The 17,535-nt window shown below is 52.7% G+C and carries 12 protein-coding genes; 4 read left to right on the forward strand and 8 right to left on the reverse strand.

Annotated features, from left to right (window positions below; all coding sequences use genetic code 11):
* Nucleotides 1-45: 45 nt before the first annotated feature.
* Nucleotides 46-882, forward strand: coding sequence for an ion transporter (locus tag B051_RS0109285; protein ID WP_018477924.1), 837 nt, complete (start codon nucleotides 46-48; stop codon nucleotides 880-882).
* 4 nt (nucleotides 883-886) lie between these two features.
* On the opposite strand, the gene alr is transcribed toward B051_RS0109285, so the two are convergent.
* From alr to B051_RS0109315, 6 genes are all read right to left on the reverse strand, one after another.
* Nucleotides 887-2,038 carry an alanine racemase gene (alr, locus tag B051_RS0109290; protein ID WP_018477925.1) on the reverse strand — a complete coding sequence of 384 codons (1,152 nt, stop codon included), beginning with the start codon at nucleotides 2,036-2,038 and terminating at the stop codon, nucleotides 887-889.
* 6 nt (nucleotides 2,039-2,044) lie between these two features.
* Nucleotides 2,045-3,214: an amidohydrolase gene (locus B051_RS0109295; RefSeq protein ID WP_018477926.1), complete on the reverse strand. Its 1,170-nt coding sequence runs from the start codon at nucleotides 3,212-3,214 to the stop codon at nucleotides 2,045-2,047.
* 111 nt (nucleotides 3,215-3,325) lie between these two features.
* Entirely contained in the window at nucleotides 3,326-7,588 is a 4,263-nt protein-coding gene (locus B051_RS0109300; protein ID WP_018477927.1) for a PAS domain-containing hybrid sensor histidine kinase/response regulator, read from the reverse strand.
* A 147-nt stretch (nucleotides 7,589-7,735) separates the two neighbouring features.
* Entirely contained in the window at nucleotides 7,736-9,094 is a 1,359-nt protein-coding gene (locus B051_RS0109305; RefSeq protein WP_018477928.1) for a sigma-54-dependent transcriptional regulator, read from the reverse strand.
* Nucleotides 9,095-9,483: 389 nt separating this feature from the next.
* Entirely contained in the window at nucleotides 9,484-10,323 is an 840-nt protein-coding gene (locus tag B051_RS0109310; RefSeq protein WP_026236296.1) for a DUF1206 domain-containing protein, read from the reverse strand.
* 57 nt (nucleotides 10,324-10,380) lie between these two features.
* The gene (locus B051_RS0109315) at nucleotides 10,381-11,670 is read right to left on the reverse strand and encodes an acetyl-CoA hydrolase/transferase family protein (RefSeq protein ID WP_018477930.1); all 1,290 of its coding nucleotides are present in this window, start codon (nucleotides 11,668-11,670) and stop codon (nucleotides 10,381-10,383) included.
* A 176-nt stretch (nucleotides 11,671-11,846) separates the two neighbouring features.
* Here B051_RS0109315 and B051_RS21975 point away from each other — a divergent pair, with 176 nt between their 5' ends.
* Nucleotides 11,847-12,470 carry a DUF4136 domain-containing protein gene (locus B051_RS21975; RefSeq protein ID WP_018477931.1) on the forward strand — a complete coding sequence of 208 codons (624 nt, stop codon included), beginning with the start codon at nucleotides 11,847-11,849 and terminating at the stop codon, nucleotides 12,468-12,470.
* 25 nt (nucleotides 12,471-12,495) lie between these two features.
* Here B051_RS21975 and B051_RS0109325 read toward each other — a convergent pair whose 3' ends face one another.
* Nucleotides 12,496-14,490 carry a cation:proton antiporter domain-containing protein gene (locus B051_RS0109325; protein ID WP_018477932.1) on the reverse strand — a complete coding sequence of 665 codons (1,995 nt, stop codon included), beginning with the start codon at nucleotides 14,488-14,490 and terminating at the stop codon, nucleotides 12,496-12,498.
* Between the two features lie 225 nt (nucleotides 14,491-14,715).
* Here B051_RS0109325 and B051_RS0109330 point away from each other — a divergent pair, with 225 nt between their 5' ends.
* Entirely contained in the window at nucleotides 14,716-15,510 is a 795-nt protein-coding gene (locus tag B051_RS0109330) for a thymidylate synthase (protein ID WP_018477933.1), read from the forward strand.
* Nucleotides 15,511-15,605: 95 nt separating this feature from the next.
* Here B051_RS0109330 and B051_RS0109335 read toward each other — a convergent pair whose 3' ends face one another.
* Entirely contained in the window at nucleotides 15,606-16,673 is a 1,068-nt protein-coding gene (locus tag B051_RS0109335; RefSeq protein ID WP_026236297.1) for a Gfo/Idh/MocA family oxidoreductase, read from the reverse strand.
* A gap of 271 nt (nucleotides 16,674-16,944) precedes the next feature.
* Between B051_RS0109335 and B051_RS0109340 the strand changes: the two genes are divergently transcribed.
* Nucleotides 16,945-17,502, forward strand: a complete 558-nt coding sequence (locus tag B051_RS0109340; protein WP_157578716.1) for a hypothetical protein — start codon at nucleotides 16,945-16,947, stop codon at nucleotides 17,500-17,502.
* Nucleotides 17,503-17,535: the final 33 nt, after the last annotated feature.

A 17,535-nucleotide genomic window follows, 5' to 3' on the forward strand; every position in this document is an offset into this window, starting at 1 on the left:
CAGACACAAGCGGTAGCAGAAAGCAGCAGAAACCGTATACAGCACATGAGCCAGACAGGACAAAACACGCTTCAGCGGAGGCTACACACTATCATATTTGAGGCAGAGACTCCTGCAGGCAAGACTTTTGATATCCTGATACTCATGCTGATTCTGGCCAGCATTGTGGTGGTTTCGCTGGAGAGTGTGGTGGAGATTAGAAGGAAATACTTACCTATCCTGCAGGGCTTGGAGTGGGCATTTACCGGGTTGTTCACCATAGAGTACCTGCTGCGGATAGTCTCAACTCGAAAGCCTTTGCGGTATATCTTTTCTTTTTTCGGGATTATCGATTTGCTTGCCATCATCCCTACCTACCTCAGCCTGTTTATCCTGGGGTCTCAGTACCTGTTGGTCATCCGGGTGTTCCGCCTGCTGCGCATAGCCCGCGTTTTCAAGCTCACTCGTTTCGTTACGGAGGGCCAGGTACTATCCCGAGCACTGGGAGCCAGTCTGACAAAAATCTCGGTTTTCTTAGGAGTGGTGCTGATGACAGTAGTGGTGGTAGGCGCCTTGATGTACGTGATAGAAGGCAAGGCAAGCGGCTTCTCCAACATCCCCATCAGCATCTACTGGGCCATCGTCACACTCACCACAGTAGGCTTCGGAGACATCACACCGGTGACTCCGCTTGGTCAGTTCCTGGCCAGCTGCCTGATGATAATGGGCTACGGCATCATCGCCGTGCCAACGGGTATAGTGTCTGTTGAACTGGCCAGAGCAGACCGTCTGGATGCAAACACCCGTTTATGTCCAAATTGCCATAAAGAGGGTCATTCAACAGGAGCCAATTTCTGTGACAATTGCGGATATAGGCTCAGGCCGGAGGAAAGGGAGGTATAGCTACTCAGTCGATGATGTAGCGGGGGATGTTCATCGGGAGCCGGGTGAGCAGTTCGTAGTTCAGCTGGGTGCTCAACTCCGCAAAAGAGGCGACGGTGATGTTCTCTTCTCCCTGATGCCCCAGCAGTACCACCTCATCATTCAGCGCTACATCTGGTACGCTGGTCACGTCCACCATCAGCACGTTCATGTTCACAATCCCAACGACTGGCACCCTATGCCCCCGAATCAGCACCTCGCCCTGGTTGCTGAGCGAGCGGCTATACCCCCAGGCATAACCCACCGGCACCGTCGCCAGCAGCATGTCCTCTTTGGCTTGGTAGCTGTTCCCATACCCGATAAACTCGCCTACAGCCACCAGCTTAATGGTCATGATGTGGCTTTTCCAGTTTATCAGTCGCTTGAGTGGGTCTGCTTGTTCTCCATTTTGTTGCATATAGCGCTGGAAAATTTCAGGACTGGACCAGAAACCATATTGCATAATGCCCACCCGAACCATGTTCAGGTGTGTTTCGGGGTAGGCCACCACAGCGGCTGAACAAGCTGTGTGCAGCGCGTCGGCGGCAATATCACTGGAAGAGAGGTAGTTAACGGTAGCGCTGTACTTTTCTAGCTGACTAGTGACGCGCTCATGGTTCTCGCTGCTCTCGGCGCCTGCAAAGTGTGTGCAGATGCCGGCTATCTCCACCAGCGCTTTGTTTTGCTGCAGCATTCTGACCACAGCCTTCAGTTCTGCACCACCCAACCCGATTCGGTTCATGCCTGTTTCTAAATCCAGGTGGATGCGGGCAGGCTTTTGCAGCTTGCGGGCAACCTCCACGGCGCGCTCCAAACGGTCTATATGGAAAACATAGAACTCAATTCCGTTGGCAATGGCCCATTCCAGCTGCTCTTCATCCAGGAACCCCATTATCATGATAGTCGTACCAGGGGAAGCCACCTGGAGCAAGCGGTATGCTTCATCCGCGCTGAATACGGAGAAGTGGTCAATGCCACATTCCTGTGCCAACTGCCCGAACTCCTCTATGCCATGGCCATAGGCATTTCCCTTGACTACTGAAGAAAGCCGCACCCCTGGTTGAAGCAGCCCTTTCAGGAAGGCAATATTATTGTGTAAGGCTGACTTACTTATCTCAATATAGGAGCTGTAGAACATGTTAGATTAGGATTTGGTAAGGCGCTGCGCGATGCGGTATAACAGGGAGCTGCCTGTCGGGATGAGTTCATCCGGAAAATCGTAGTTAGCATGGTGCAACTCAGGGTGATTCAAGCCGGACCCCAGGCAAAAGAGCGCGCCTGTGTAGGTATTCGTGATGTGACCAAAGTCCTCTGACCACCGCATCGGCTGCTCAACTTGCTGTATATCTAGATTCAAATCCTTCGCTGCTGCGATAATCACCTCCACCGCCTCCGGCGCATTCACCGTAGCCGGAAATTCCTCCACAAACTCATGGCTGTGCTTCAAGCCGTACTTCTCGGCAATGGCTTCAACTGTGTGTAGGGCAAGCTGTTTTAGTTTATTCAGGTCCTGTTGTTCAAAAGCGCGTAAGGTCGCCATGACCGTGGCAAAACCCGGGTTCGTACCAAAAGCGACCTCTCCTAAACGGGCATGGACTACAGTGAGCAGGGTCAGGCTCTGGAATGAACGCTGATCCTTCACCAATGCGTTGAGGGTCTGAATCAGTTCGCTCATACCTTCACCGGGGTTTAGGCCTTTGTCAGGTTCCGCCGCGTGCGATTCCTTGCCCCATAAAGACACCTTGAGCCCAACGGAGGCCGCCGCGAAGGTATGCTCGCGCACCAGCACCTGGTGCAACGGGACACCTGGCAGGTTGTGCAACGCAAACACGTAATCCGGCTTCAAATCCTTGAAGCGTTCCTCCTGTAAAACTTTCCGGGCTCCTGCGCCTGTCTCTTCAGCCGGCTGGAACAGCAAAATAGCCTTTCCTGCTGCCAAAGGCTGGCTATGCAACAGACTCGCCAAGCCCATCAGGATAGCCATGTGCCCGTCGTGACCGCACTTGTGCCCTATGCCCGGGCTAGAGGAGGTATAGGGGAGGACGTTGGTCTCCTTTATAGGGAGTGCATCCAGTTCAGCCCGGAAAAGGAGGGTAGGTCCAGGCGCACCTGCTCCTGCAAACATCACGGCTATACCTGTTTCGCCCAAATCTGCCACTACCTCAGTGGGTTGGTAGCGCTTCACGAACTGCCGGATGGTATGGCTGGTATTGTGCTCACTTCCCGACAATTCAGGAAAATGGTGCAGGTGGTGACGCAGTGCTGTGATGTTGTTCAGGTCTTCCAGAGTTGGGCTGACAGGGGTTGTTGACATAGGTATAGCTGGCAGGTATGGCTTAATATACTCAATACGAGCGAAGAGTGCAAAAATGGAAACGGCTGCCTTACCGTCTCAGGTAGGGCAGCCGTTTGGAAGGTGATAGGGTTAGTTTAGTTCCGGAATGTTCTCGCGTACCTGGTCCACTACCTGCAGCATCACCTGGCAGAGCTCCTCGACAGATGTGCTTACTTCTGAGAGATGGGTTTGCTGCCTCGCATTTCCTTCAATGAACCGGACCATTTCGCGCAACTGCCCAATCTTCATGGTATCGATGGTGGATTTCAGCTTGTGGGCCAAGGAACTCACCTGCTGCCAGTCTTCCCGCTGCACAGCCAGGCGCATATCCTGAACAGTGCCAGGTACCGTGTCAGTGAACAACTGCATGGCCCTGTTCAGGAAGGCCGTGTTGTTGCGCGACATTTTCCGGATGACATCTAAGCTGTACATGGGTTCCAAGGTGCTTGTTTGGATTGCTTTTCCAGGCACTGTCAGCTTGCCGCCGCTCAGCTTGTGGGGCAGGAGCGCCGCTATTTTAGAAAACAGCACCTCTTCCTCAAAGGGCTTGGACACGTAGTCATTCATGCCGGCATTCAGGTATTTCTCAGCGTCTCCTTTTAAAGCGTTGGCTGTGAGAGCGATAATAGGCAGCTGCGCTATCCGCTCATCCTGGTGCTCCCTGATGATGTGGGTGGCGTCAATACCACTGAGCTCGGGCATCTGTATGTCCATCAGGATGATGTCGTAGGTATGCTGGTTCACCAGTTCGACCGCTTCCTGTCCATTGACGGCCACATCCAGCTTGAATCCCCAATCCTCCATAATGGCTTTTGCCAGGAACACGTTCACTTCGTTGTCCTCTGCCAGCAGCACACGCACCTCGCCCAGGCTCCTGAAGTCAATGGCAGTCTGCTCAGTGGCTTCTGGCAAGGTTTTGCTGCTCTTAGGGTACGTCAGCATGAACTTGAAGGTGCTGCCTCCGGTAGGGTTATTCTCCACCCAGATGTCACCGCCCTGTCGCTCCACCAGGTTCTTACAGATGCTCAGTCCGAGGCCGGTGCCACCGTATTTGCGGGTCGTGCTGGAATAGGCCTGCGTGAATCCTTCAAAAATAAAGTCCTTCTTATCTTCAGGCACGCCTATACCTGTATCCGTCACGGCAAACTCAATGGTGAGGGTAGAGGAGGTTTCTTCTAGCGTGCGGGCGCTCAGCGTCACGCTTCCTTCGTCGGTAAACTTGATGGCGTTGTTGAGCAGGTTCAGCAGAATCTGGTTCAGGCGGTAGGGGTCGCCTTCCAGCACGGTATGGCCAAGCTGCTGGTCTCCCAGCACCAGCGCTATTTCCTTCTCTTCGGCCTTGTACCGCAGCGTCTGGAAAGCGGCTTGCACTGTTTCATCAACATGGAAAGGGATAGACTCCAACTCCAGTTTGCCGGACTCAATCTTGGCTATATCTAAAATGTCGTTGATGACCACTAGCAGATTGTCGGCGGACTGGTTGATGATTTTGAGGTAGTTCTGCTGGTCTTCCTTCAGTGGTGTTTTGTTCAGCAGACCCGCCATACCCAGTATACCGTTTAATGGCGTACGGATTTCGTGGCTCATGTTAGCCAGGAAGTTCTCCTTCACCCGCGCCGATTCTTCGGCGGCTTCCTTGGCTTTTTTGAGCTCCCGCTCGGTCTGCATCCTATCCGTTATGTCCTGCGCGATGCCAATCACATAGGCTTCCTGTCCCTCTTCGCTCACCTTGTAGTTCTGGTAGTAGAGGTAGCGTTCCTCTTTTTGTTTGTTGAGGATGCAAAGCACGCCATCCACCACGCGGTTTGTCTGAATCTGCTCCAGGTAGGCGGGGAAGTGCTGCCGGTGCAGCAAGGGGAAAAAGTTTTTCAGCTCTTTGCCCACTATCTCCTGTTCTGTGTAACCCAGCATCTGCATCAGGTATGGGTTAACGGCCAGAATGCGCCCTTCCATGTCATGCGTACAGATGTAAGCCTGGCTGTACTTGATAAGGTCCCGGTACTTTTTCTCGCTGTTTTTAAGCGCATCCTCTGACAGGCGGCGGTCAGTGATGTCACGCGAGGCCGATTGGAGCTTCATTACTTCACCGCTGCTGTCCATAATCGGCCGAATGCTGGTCTCCATCCATACATAGGTGCCGTTCTTGTGGCGCAGGCGGTGCTGTATGATGATGTTGTTCCGCGTCTGGATGGTCCGCTCGTGTCCGTTCACCAGCACGTTCTGGCTGTCCTGCGGGTGCACGATTTCATAAGGGGAGGTACCTACCAATTCATCTGGTTTGTATCCCAGCATCTCTTCGGCCGCTCTGGACACGTACAGGTAAGTGCCATCCGGGTCGTGCAGGCAAATCAGGTCGCGTGAGTTCTCAGAGAGGAGTCTGTGTAGTTCCTCGCTGCGCTCCAGCCGCTTACGGGCAGAACGCTGCTCGGTGATATTGGTGGAAATACCTAGCACATGCACCTGGCCGTCGCTGGTCACAAGCGGCTTTTTGATGGTGTTGAACCAGACCACGCTGCCAGACGGCAAGGTGAAGCGCTCCTGCACCTTGACCTCTTTGCCATACTTTATCACGTGCTGGTCTATCGCATTGAAAAAAGCCACTTCTTGCTGAATGGTATGAATTTCGCTGGTGTTGCTGTCTATCATCCGCTCCGGCGTTAGGCCGAACAAGGCGGCGCACTCCTGGTTAGCCAGTTTGAAATGCCCTTTCCCATCCCGAACGTAGATCAGGCTCGGGCTGGTGTCTAGTACTAATCGTATGAAATCGTTCTTTTCCTTGACTTCCTGCGCCGCCTGCCGTTCTTCGGTAATGTCCCGGATGATGGCCAGCACTCTGTCGTCGCTATACTTGACTATCCTGCCTTCATAGTAGCGTGTTCCAATGGGCAAATCCAGGTGGTAATCAATGGACTCCATTTGGTCTGTCCGCAGCACCTGCTGTACCCGCTCATACAAATCCTGACTTAGCGAGTCGGGGTGCGTGTCGAAAATCGTTTTACCAATGATTTCCTCCGCATCGTATTGCAGGTGGGCCTCGTTCTCGTTGTGCATCTCCAGGTATACCCCGTCTTTGTCGATGATGAACATGAGGTCAGGTATAGCCTCCAGTATGGTCCTGACTTTGGCCTCGCTCTGCTTTATCTCCTGTTGCGCGTGGTGCAACTCCGTGATGTTGAGGCCATGCCCGATAATGAGTTTGACGTTCCCTTCCTCATCCAGCACGGGGTTGAGTCTGCGCAGGTGGTAAGAGGCTTCCCCGTTTTTGTCTACCAGGTTTTCCTCAAACTCAACGCGTCTTTTCTCCTCCAGCACCCGGTGCAGGTGGCGGCCCCTCGACTCGATGCGGTGGAGCGGCACGTTGCGGTAGGCGCAGTACTCCTCATTGGTTTTGTTCACAATCCATTCCCTAATAGCGGGGTCGCCCACAGCGGCGGGGTTCACGAAAAGGTAGCGCAAATGCTCGTCGTACACCGCGACGTCCGAAGGGATATGGTTGAGTATGGACTCGTAAAAGTCTTTCTGCCGGGCCAGTTCCCGGCTTTTCTGGCGCAAACGGGTGATGTCCTCAGCCGACCCGATAATTTGCTTCACCTGCCCGTTGCGGCTGCGCTTGAACACACTTTCGCGGCAGCTGAGAATCTTGACGGAGCCATCTTTCGCCAGGACGTTATATTCTACTTCGTGTATCTCATTATCGGATGCTATCCTCATACGCTGCGCGTGCGCATACAGTGCTTCCTTGCCCACCGGCTCCACGATGGAGCTGAAGACGTGCCCGTCCATGGCCGTGATATCGGCATCAGTATACCCCAGCACATTGCTGATTTGCTTGTTGAGGTAGATAGTCCGGTCCGCTTCGAGGTCATAAATGTACACGATGTTGGGTATGGTGCGCGTGATGTTCTGCACAAACATCTGGCTTTCCTCCAAGGCCTTCTCTGCCAGCCGGCGCGGAGTAATGTCGGTCAGGAAGAAGTTCCGGTAGCCTTTGTCGGGGCTGGAAGTCAGGTGCAGCAAAAAGTGCTTGCCGCTGATGCTCGCCTCCAAGGATGCCGGAGCTCCCAGGCGTTCCAGCCGCTTGGCTTTGTTCAGGAGCAGATTCTGCAATGCCGGGAACCGTCGTGCTCCCAGACTTTCCAGAAACTGATGGCCGGAGGCATTGGCGTGTAGCAGCTCTCCTTGGTAAGAGAGGCGCAGCATGGGTTGGGCATGCTCCAGCTCTGGAGCGGACTGTGCCTGCTGGAGGCGATGCAGTTGCCGGGTCAGTTGCGCGACCTGCTGTTCTGCCTGCAGACGCGCCTGCCGCTCCTGTTCCAGCTCCTGTAGCACCTGTGTGTTATTGATTGTTTCCATCTGAACTAGCTAGCAGAGAAAATGATACGATACTAAGGGTATATCTGAAAGCATCAACAGACAAAATGCCTCAATGATTGCTTACAGGTATGGAAATGTTCCGCTATTCAAGCGGAACATGCCGCAGATAAAATTTGCCTAGGGAAATTATTTCACAAAGAGCTCACGGCTCTGTATCATGCGATAGATGGTGGACTTGCCTATACCTAGCTTATCGGCCACCAGCAGCACATTGTAGTCATACCTGTCGAGGAAGCGCTGGATGATGGCCGTGGTATAGTCCTTCAGACTCCGCTCTTCCGCCAGAAAATCTCTGTCGGTGTGGCTGGCTGAGAAATTGATTTCGTGCTCTTGCACAACGTCTTCGTCCGCCAGCACGACGGCCAGTTCTACCAGTGCCTTCAGTTCGCGCACGTTGCCGGGGAAAGGGTAGGAGAGTAGCTTCTGCTGAGCAGCCGGCGAGAGCGATTTCCTGCCCATCCCATTTTCCTTCGCGAATGCGTCCATGAAGTACTTGGCTAGCACTAGTATGTCGCTGCCACGTTCGCGGAGGGGCGGCAGTTGAATGGGAAGTCCAAGCAGGCGGTAGTACAAGTCTTCGCGAAAGGTGCCTTTTTTGACCTCCTCTGCCAGATTTTTGTGGGTAGCCACAATGATGCGCACATCCACAGGCACCACGCTGTTGCCGCCCACGCGGGTGATTTCTTTCTCCTGCAGCACCCGAAGCAGTTTGGCCTGCAGGCTGATGTCCAGTTCGCCTATCTCATCCAGGAAAATGGTGCCCTTGCTGGCCTCTTCAAACCTGCCCAGCCGTCTGGACAACGCGCCAGTAAAAGCGCCTTTCTCATGGCCGAACAGTTCGCTTTCTATTAATTCTCGAGGTATAGCGGCCACGTTGACCGCCACGTAAGGCTGTTTCTTGCGGGTGCTGTTGTAATGGATGGCCTTGGCTACAAGCTCCTTACCGGTACCAGTCTCGCCGTGTATCGAGACGGTGATGTTGGTTTTGGTAGCCTTATCCATGAGCGAAAATACCTTGCGTATGGCTTCACTATTGCCGATGATGACTTTGCTGAAATCGTATTTCTGACCGATTTCTTCCTTGAGCTGGCTGATTTCCTCGCGCAGCGACACGTTCTCACGAATCTTGTTGATGGTGTTCCAGAGCCGCTCCGGGGTGTCTTCGTCTTTGACAATGTAGTCGTAGGCGCCTTGCTTAAGCAGGTCTACGGCAGTGGCGACGTCTTCCTGGCCAGAAATCACCACCACCTGCACGTCCGGGTTCTGCTCCCTTATTTTCTTGAGCACCTCCGCGCCGTTTTTGTCGGGGAGGGAATAGTCCAGCGTCACGACATTGGGGCTCTGGTACAGGTTGGAAAGGCACTCGTTGGCAGAATGGAATTTCCTGATTTCGTAATCCGGATTGAGGGACAGATGATACTCCAGCAACTCGCTGTACCACACGTCGTCATCCAGTATGAATATCTTAAAAGAGTCGTTTGTCATCTAGCCAGTTGGAGTTTCCTTGCAAGCATCAAATATAACAGGATTGTCGTACCTTCTGAACAGTTTGGCCGGCTAAATTGGTTTACCCTGAAACAGGTATGGCCAATTCGAAGGAACCTATACCTGAAGCCGCAGCATGAAGTCTTTAATCAGAGCACCATGCATGAGAAAACAACAGGGGATGGTAAAAGTAGAGAAGTTCTAAAAGCGGGCACTCGCTTTATTCTATACCTGCCGCTCAGGCTTTGATAGCCACTCCAAAAAGACCAAAGCTGCTTAATGAAAACTGGAAGAAAAAGAAGAGCCTCTCGTTTGGCTTAACAAATGAGAGGCTCTTCAGGAAAGCAATACAGGTATAGTGAGGCTACAGCCCTAGAACTGAATACGCATCAATTGGCATTGATGACTTCGCACTTGGCCCGCACGAACATGAACACGCCGTAGCAAATCAGCCCCAAGGCCACAGCCCCTAGCAGGAAGGATCCATAGGAGCTATTCTCCAAGAATTGGAAAGCACTTGCGCTGCCACCCGCTTCCTGCGAGTCCGATTCCAGAGCGGCTTTGAGCAGCAGGTAGCCGATAATCAGCCAGACGACTCCACGGGCTGCATACCCCACCTTTCCGGCGCGAATAAGCGTTTGCTGGAGTTCTGGCTGTAGCCTTGAGGCCTGCACCTTTTTCATGTATTTGCCGGAGAACGCCCTGTAGAACTGGTAAATGCCCACAGCCATGGTGCCCACGGCTACCGCGCCCAGCAGCCACTGCCCGAAAGGCTGGGAAAGAAGCTCCTGGGCCATCGTCTGACGTGAGTCTCCGTTGCCTCCGCCGCCATTGCCCATTACGAGCTTTGCCGCGTAAAATGCCAGCGCACCATACACTAGGCCACTGAACAGATATCCGATTCGCCTTCCGATGCCTTTGGCGTCATCGCCTTTGTCTTCAGTGTCCTTGATGGCTTGGATAATGCGCCACACGGCATAACAGAGCATGCCGAGCGCCACCAAAGCCAATATGACCTTGCCGTAAGGCTGCTCCAGCAGGAACTGGAAAACGCCAGTCTTCCCGGAGTCCTGCGTGGACTTGCCGCCAATCTCGAAGGCTGCCATAAAGGCGAGCGCCCCCACCAGGCAGTACACAATGCCTTTGGCGATGAGGCCCACACGGGCAAAACGCACCACCCATTCCGGGCGGGGTGAAGGTATATGCGAAGAAACAGTAGATATATCCATAGGAGTGAGTTTGTTTCTCCCATACACGCAAAAAAACCCGCAAGGTTATGGCACTTCCTATATAGTCTTAAAACGTTTGAAAGCCTCCTCCTCCAGTCGTTCGCGGTGGTCTGGGTGGGCAATCTCAATCAAGGCCTTAGCTCGCTGCCGCAGGTTTTTGCCATAGAGATAAGCCACGCCATACTCCGTCACTACATAATGCACGTGTGCCCGTGTGGTCACCACGCCGGCACCCTGGTTGATGTACGGCGTGATGCGTGAAATGCCTTTGGCGGTGACAGAAGGCAGCGCGATGATGGGTTTGCCACCTTTAGAGAGAGCGGCTCCCCGTATGAAATCCATCTGACCACCTATACCTGAGAACTGATACGTTCCGATGGAATCGGACACCACCTGGCCTGTCAGGTCGATTTCGATGGCGCTGTTGATGGCTGTCACCTTCGGGTTGGAGCGGATGACGGTCACATCGTTCACATAATCTGAGCTGAGCATGGTGATGAGCGGGTTATCATCCACAAAGTCATACAACTCCCGGTTCCCCACAATAAAGCCTGTCGCGATGCGCCCCTTGTGTTTCGTCTTGAATTCGTTCGTGATTACGCCTTGCTTCACCAACGGAAGTATGCCATTTGAGAACATCTCGGTATGGATGCCAAGTCCTTTGTGGTTAGTGAGGCTCTTGAGCGTGGCATCCGGTATGCCGCCTATACCCATCTGCAGCGTGGCGCCGTCTTCCACCATCTCCGCGATGTAACGCCCTATCCGCTCTTCCGTCTCAGAGATTTTGAGGCTGTAATCTACCACGGGCAGCGCTTCGTCCACCTCCACCAAGGCATTAAAACGCCGGGTATGGATGAGGGCATCGCCGTGGGTGCGGGGCATTTGCGGGTTCACCTGCGCGATGACATGCTTAGCGCTGATAACGGCCTCGCGGGCAATGTCCACTGACACGCCGAGGGAGCAGAAGCCGTGCTTGTCAGGTGGCGACACGTGTACGATGGCGACATCCAGCGGCATGATGCCGGAGCGGAACAGGTTGGGGATTTCGCTCAGGAAGATGGGCACGTAGTCGCCGCGGCCGCTGTTCACGGCTTCGCGCACGTTGGCCGACACAAAGAGGGAGTTGATGTAAAAGGCGTCGCTGCATCTTTCCTCAGCACAGGGCATGTCGCCGAAGGTGGAAATGCTCACCAGTTCCACATTCCGCAGCTCATCGGCCCGTTCCGCCAACTTGCGCACCAGGTACTGGGGCGTGGCAGCACTTCCGTGTATAAACAAGCGGTCGCCTGACTTGATGGCCGAAAGGGCTTCCTCAGCAGAGGTATAGGGGAGGTGTGGATGGTTCATATGTAAATCTCTTTATGGTTCAGGACTAGGTATAGCTAAGGGGTACGGAGCCAGCACGCTTCGGTTATGGTGCGGCACAGGCTCAGGCCCCGGCTGAAAATTTATTCGGCAAAGGATATATAAATTTGATTCGGAAGCGATGATATTTGTCACTGTTACCAGCACAACCCCTCAAAATGAAGCAAACTGTACAGAAAACGACTCCCCTCAGGCTATTCAAGTGGCTACCTGCGCTGCTCATCAGTGTACTTTTCAGCTCCTGCGTGACTACCTCCGTCGTAGAGCGCACCAATACTATTATGTCGCCGGACAAGTCCCTGAGCAAACAGCGCACATACAGCTGGTACCAGCCCAAACCCACTGCCCCGGCTACCTACGGCAAAGACTACAGCCCGGAATTGCACCAACACCTGACAAAGGCCATTGAGGCGGAACTGGCTGAGAAAGGGTACCGCAAAACCAGTGTCAACCCCGACCTGCTGCTGGCATACGACGTGAGTGTTTCGGTTCCGGTTGAAAAGGATGTGCCCGAGCTGTATGGCAACGGGTTTGGGTATAGCTATGCGTATATGGGCGGTTACCGCTATACCTATGGCAACACCCAGATGCCTGGCTACCGTGCCGTGGACCTGTTCAAGGAAGGTACCGTGATAGTGGACCTGATTGACCCGAAAACCAATCAACTTCTTTGGCGCGGCTGGACCGAGGGCGCTATCAGCAATTTCAACGCCGGCTATGGCAAAGTCTCGGGCATAGTGCGTAACATCATTTCCAAACTGCCTGCTGCAAGCGGCAATTAACTGAAACATGGCTTTAGGAGCCCGTCTAGTCGGCGCGTAGAAAACTGTTGAAAAGCGTGACGTCTTTTGGTCTACCAACCACATACACCACATCGCCTCTTTCCAGCGTGGTGCGCCCATTGATTTCCAGCAGCGTAGCGCCATCGCGCTTGATGGCTACCAGCGTTACGCCAAACCGACTCCTTATATCGGATTCGATAAGTGTTTTGCCTACCAGCGAATCATCTTTGGTAAAGATGCGCAGGCTGGCTACCTCAATATCCGGCAGTTCAGTTCCTATACCTATGGAAGGGCGCTTCGCATTCGTGAGGCTCCGCAGCATATCGTAGTTGTCTGCCCGGATGCTGTTGGTGAAGGCTTCTATCTCGTCACGAGGCAACAGGTACCTGTTGAGCACGCGGGTAAAAATCTCAACGGACGTCTCAAATTCCTCTGGAATCACTTCGTCGGCTCCTGTTTTGAAGTTCTCCTCCATCTCCTGCACAAAACGGGTACGCACGATGATGTGCACTTTGTCATTTAGCTCCCGGATGGCGGTTGTTACACGTTTGGTGGCCTCAGCATCTGAAATCGCAACAACCACCACACGTGCCTTGTGAATGTTGACGTGCGACAAAATCACACCATGCACCGCATCGCCGTACAGGATGGCTTCTCCTCGCAGGCGCTCCTCTCGCACCATAACAGGATTCAACTCCACAATCACATACGGTATGTTAGCGTGCCGTGCCGCTTTGGCCACATTTCGCCCATTAATACCATATCCAATGATAATGATATGGTCCTCCAGGTGAATTAGCTCGTCTGTCGGCGCCCCTTCAACAGGTTCGTTTGTGTGAGAATTTCGGATACGCAGCACCTTAGCACCGATAAAATTGGCAATAACGTGGAAATTGCCTATCACAAAGGGGGTGATGGCCATAGTCAGAAGGGAGACCGACAGGAAAAACTGGTATACCTCTTTGCTCAGGAGCCCACTGCTTATACCTGTTTTGGACAAGATAAAGGCGAACTCACCCACCTGAAACAGCGACAACCCTACCAGCAGCGAGGTGCGCAGCGGGTACTGCAGTATGCGGGCAGCGATGGTGGCTACCAGGCTCTTGAGCAGGAAGGTGCAAACAGCCAACACAGCGACCAGCAGGAAATGCTGCAGCATGAACTCAAAGTCGAGTAGCATGCCGATGGAAACGAAGAAGAAACTGGTGAATATTTCGCGAAAGGGAAGTATGTTGCTAGTGGCTTGGTAGCTGTACTCCGAATCTGAGATAATCAGACCTGCCATAAAGGCACCCAAGGCCAGAGACAAGCCCAGACTCTGCGTGAGCCAGGCCACCGCAAAACAGATAACGACGATACTCAGGATGAAAAGCTCCTTGCTTCTGGTGCTGGCCACCAAATATAGGAGCCTGGGCACCAGGTAGCGGGCACTAATCAGAACGAACACAATCACAAAAATGCCTTTGAGCAGCATCAGCAGCAGCTTCAAAGCTACATTATCCGACCCACCTGCCATCAACGGGGCTACCAGCATCATCGGCACCACCACGATATCCTGGAAAATGAGAATGCCTAGCACCACCTTGCCATGCGGACTACTGATTTCCCCTTTATCCTGCAGGAGTTTGAGCACAATGGCCGTGCTGCTCAGGGCAACCAGGAAACCTACAAAAAAAGCCTCACCGGCACTGAACTCGAACATCATCAGGAACAGGCCCACCAGCAGTATGGTAAGGACCACCTGTGTAGCCCCCCCCAACAGTACGGTTCGTTTGATGAGTGCCAGTCTGCGGAGCGAAAACTCAATTCCGATGATGAAGAGAAGCAGAATGATTCCTATCTCGGCAAGAATCTCGATGTTATGCGCATCCGCCACAAGGCTCAGACCATGTGGGCCCGCTATCACGCCCGTCACCAGGAAGCCCAGAATAGTAGGCAGTTTGATGCGCTGAAAGAGCAGTATAACCACCACAGCAAGACCTAAGATGATAACGACGTCTGATAGTAAAGGAATCTCCATTGCTCTTTTCTGCTATAGACTCTGTTATTCGTTATCTTCTAAAATCGAGTTGAAATATACAATAATAATACTGCAACTCAGATGAATTTAGTTGGTATGGGCTAAGGTGCAGTGAATTAAATCACTACGCTTTATTTGCTGTTAGGCTCCTCCAAATCCATTTATAAATTCTGATATTTCCCCTATATTTAAGCTTCCGAATCACACACAACATACTTAGTAGCCATGAAACAATATCTAGACTTGATGCAGCACATCCTGGACAAAGGGGTGAAGAAGGAAGACAGGACAGGAACAGGCACATTGAGTGTTTTCGGCTACCAAATGAGATTCAACCTGGCGGATGGCTTTCCGTTGGTGACCACCAAGAAGGCACACCTGCGCTCCATCATACACGAGTTGCTGTGGTTTCTGAAAGGAGACACCAACATCGCATACCTGAAGGAGAACGGGGTGACAATCTGGGATGAATGGGCCGATGAGAACGGTGATTTGGGTCCTGTGTATGGCTCGCAGTGGCGCAACTGGCCAACACCAGACGGCCGCCACATCGACCAGATTTCGCAGGTGGTACAGCAACTGAAACGCAACCCGGACTCCCGCAGAATAATTGTAAGCGCCTGGAACGTAGCGGAGATAGAGAACATGAAGCTTCCGCCTTGCCACGCCTTTTTCCAGTTCTATGTGGCGGAAGGGAAGCTTTCCTGCCAACTGTACCAGCGCTCCGCCGATGTGTTCCTGGGAGTGCCGTTCAATATTGCCTCCTACGCCCTTCTGGTGCTCATGATGGCGCAGGTCACCGACCTGGAACCTGGTGAGTTCATCTGGACCGGCGGCGACACCCACCTATACCTGAACCACTTGGAGCAGGCCAAACTGCAGCTTACCCGCCATACCTATCCGTTGCCTACCATCAGGATTAACCCGGACATAAGAGACATCTTCGACTTCAAATTCGAGGACTTCAAATTAGAAAACTACATTTCGCATCCTGCCATAAAAGCACCGGTCGCGGTATAGAAGGAAAGGGGATACTGGGGAAACGGTATCCTCTTTCTGTATTTAGAAATGGATTCTAAGTAGCTGCAAGATGGAAAGGGAGAAATCTTACCATTTCATCCATGATAGGGTAGAGTGCGTTTTTCGGCGCTGCTCTGCATGGCTAGCTCAATGATGCGGATGGTATTCCTAGCCTGTTCCGGCTTCACTACCAGTTCTTCATTCCCCAGAATAGCCTGGCTGACGTTCTCATAGAAACCGCGGTAATCACCCGTTTCACTTTCTATCTTGCCTGATAGCCGCATCCCGTGCAGTTCCGTGTCCACCTGCCCCCAAAGCTCCGTAGGTTCCACTCCCCACTCGGACGTAGTGGCCGGCGAGAGTCCTCTTTTCAGGGCCACCTCCTGCACGTCCAGTCCATACTTCACAAAAGAACCTTTGTCACCCGACAATATGAATCGGGGACCTGGCTGCTTGACCAGCATACCTGCTTTCAGAATGGCCTTGAGCCCACTTCGGTAGTGCAGTGTCACGTCAAAGCTGTCCACGATTTTACCCTCCGGGCGCTGTATGCGCAGGTCGGCAGTAACTTCTTCCGGCATCCCGAACAGGTATAGCGCCTGGTCTATCAGATGGGAACCCAAGTCGTAGAGCAGGCTGGTGCCCGGAACATTCTCCTCTTTCCAAGTGTCAGGAGACAGTTTATTCCGAAACCTGTCAAAATGTGCTTCATACTCCACCAGAGTGCCCAGAAGGTTGCTTTCCAGCACCTTGCGTACTGTTTTGAAGTCGCTGTCCCAACGCCTGTTCTGGTATACCGTGAGCACCTTATGCTGGTGCTTGGCCAGGGCGATGAGTTCAGTCGCCTCGTCGGAGGTCACTGTGAAAGGTTTCTCCACCACCACGTGCTTGCCAGCCAAAAGCGCTTGCTTGGCCAGACTGTAATGCGTGGCATTCGTGGTGGCCACAATGACCAAGTCGATTCCTTCATCATCCAGTATAGCCGCATCGTCTTGCACCACCTCTGCAGTGGGGTAAGCTGCTTTCGCCAGGGCCACGCTCTCCTGCCGATTTGCCCTTATTTTCTTCAGTTCCAATGCGGGAAGGATGGAAATGAAGGGCGCGTGAAACACCCTGCCAGCCATCCCGAAACCTAACAATCCTACGCGTATCCTTTTTTCCATAGCGGTAAGTTTAACACTCCTGTACCGGGAGCTTCCCATAATAAGAAAGGCTTATAGACCTACTACGAGGCCACGATGCAATCCAGTTCTGGAACCGGGACAAATTAACAAAACACCTACCAATTCCAATCGATTCTTTGCCCGTCTTCTGGTTCGGTTCACCAACATTGTTTGTATATTCTGTCTAGAGAAAAACCCGAATTAATCGTGTTGTGTTATAGAAACGGGGGCAAATCAATAGCATAAAGAGGAGGTTGATATGGAATTGTCGATGAAGATAAGGTATTTGCTCCTGGCCCTGTACGAGCACAAGTACAATGGAAAACTCTACGAAGTAGGGGAAGTGTTTGCCAGCAGTGGCATCAGATGCAATCCCATTGAGTGCCGTGAGATTGCAAGAACGCTGGAAGAGGATGGCTTGGTTAAAACATTGACGGTGGAAGACACCGTGTATGCGCAGATTTCAACTGACGGTGTTGAATTTCTCGATGAGAATAACTTTTTCACCGGCAGCAGTTATTTGCCACAGGACAGAATCAAACCCTTGCAGCGGGAAGTACTAGGGAACAAACTGGATGAGCTCTGCCAAAGATTACGAGAGTCGAGCCTAGGCAAAGTCATATCCGATGCCACGCTGGACCGTGAAATGGCTGAACTCAGGAGCCTACTCAACCTACTGGGCAGGCGCAGTTGGGTGCAGATTCTGAAGGGCAAGGTGTATGAACTGGCAACGGGGAAGCTATCGCAAGAGGAAATTAACCACCTATTGCAGGACTTTGACGAGCGTCCCACCCTCCAGGGCGTTCAAGTACCGGATTACAATATATAGGTTAGCCGTATGTGGCTCCGCTAAGCCTATTGC

The organism is Pontibacter roseus DSM 17521, from assembly GCF_000373265.1.
GTDB classification, from domain to species: Bacteria; Bacteroidota; Bacteroidia; order Cytophagales; family Hymenobacteraceae; genus Pontibacter; species Pontibacter roseus.

What these genes read in the sequence shown, in the direction of transcription:
- B051_RS0109330 (WP_018477933.1), top strand. Translation starts at nt 14,716, where the DNA reads ATGAAACAATATCTAGACTTGATGCAGCACATCCTGGACAAAGGGGTG.
- B051_RS0109285 (WP_018477924.1), top strand. Translation starts at nt 46, where the DNA reads ATGAGCCAGACAGGACAAAACACGCTTCAGCGGAGGCTACACACTATC.
- B051_RS0109300 (WP_018477927.1), bottom strand. Translation starts at nt 7,588, where the DNA reads ATGGAAACAATCAATAACACACAGGTGCTACAGGAGCTGGAACAGGAG.
- B051_RS0109325 (WP_018477932.1), bottom strand. Translation starts at nt 14,490, where the DNA reads ATGGAGATTCCTTTACTATCAGACGTCGTTATCATCTTAGGTCTTGCT.
- B051_RS0109295 (WP_018477926.1), bottom strand. Translation starts at nt 3,214, where the DNA reads ATGTCAACAACCCCTGTCAGCCCAACTCTGGAAGACCTGAACAACATC.
- B051_RS0109305 (WP_018477928.1), bottom strand. Translation starts at nt 9,094, where the DNA reads ATGACAAACGACTCTTTTAAGATATTCATACTGGATGACGACGTGTGG.
- B051_RS21975 (WP_018477931.1), top strand. Translation starts at nt 11,847, where the DNA reads ATGAAGCAAACTGTACAGAAAACGACTCCCCTCAGGCTATTCAAGTGG.
- B051_RS0109340 (WP_157578716.1), top strand. Translation starts at nt 16,945, where the DNA reads ATGAAGATAAGGTATTTGCTCCTGGCCCTGTACGAGCACAAGTACAAT.
- B051_RS0109315 (WP_018477930.1), bottom strand. Translation starts at nt 11,670, where the DNA reads ATGAACCATCCACACCTCCCCTATACCTCTGCTGAGGAAGCCCTTTCG.
- B051_RS0109335 (WP_026236297.1), bottom strand. Translation starts at nt 16,673, where the DNA reads ATGGAAAAAAGGATACGCGTAGGATTGTTAGGTTTCGGGATGGCTGGC.
- B051_RS0109310 (WP_026236296.1), bottom strand. Translation starts at nt 10,323, where the DNA reads ATGGATATATCTACTGTTTCTTCGCATATACCTTCACCCCGCCCGGAA.
- alr (WP_018477925.1), bottom strand. Translation starts at nt 2,038, where the DNA reads ATGTTCTACAGCTCCTATATTGAGATAAGTAAGTCAGCCTTACACAAT.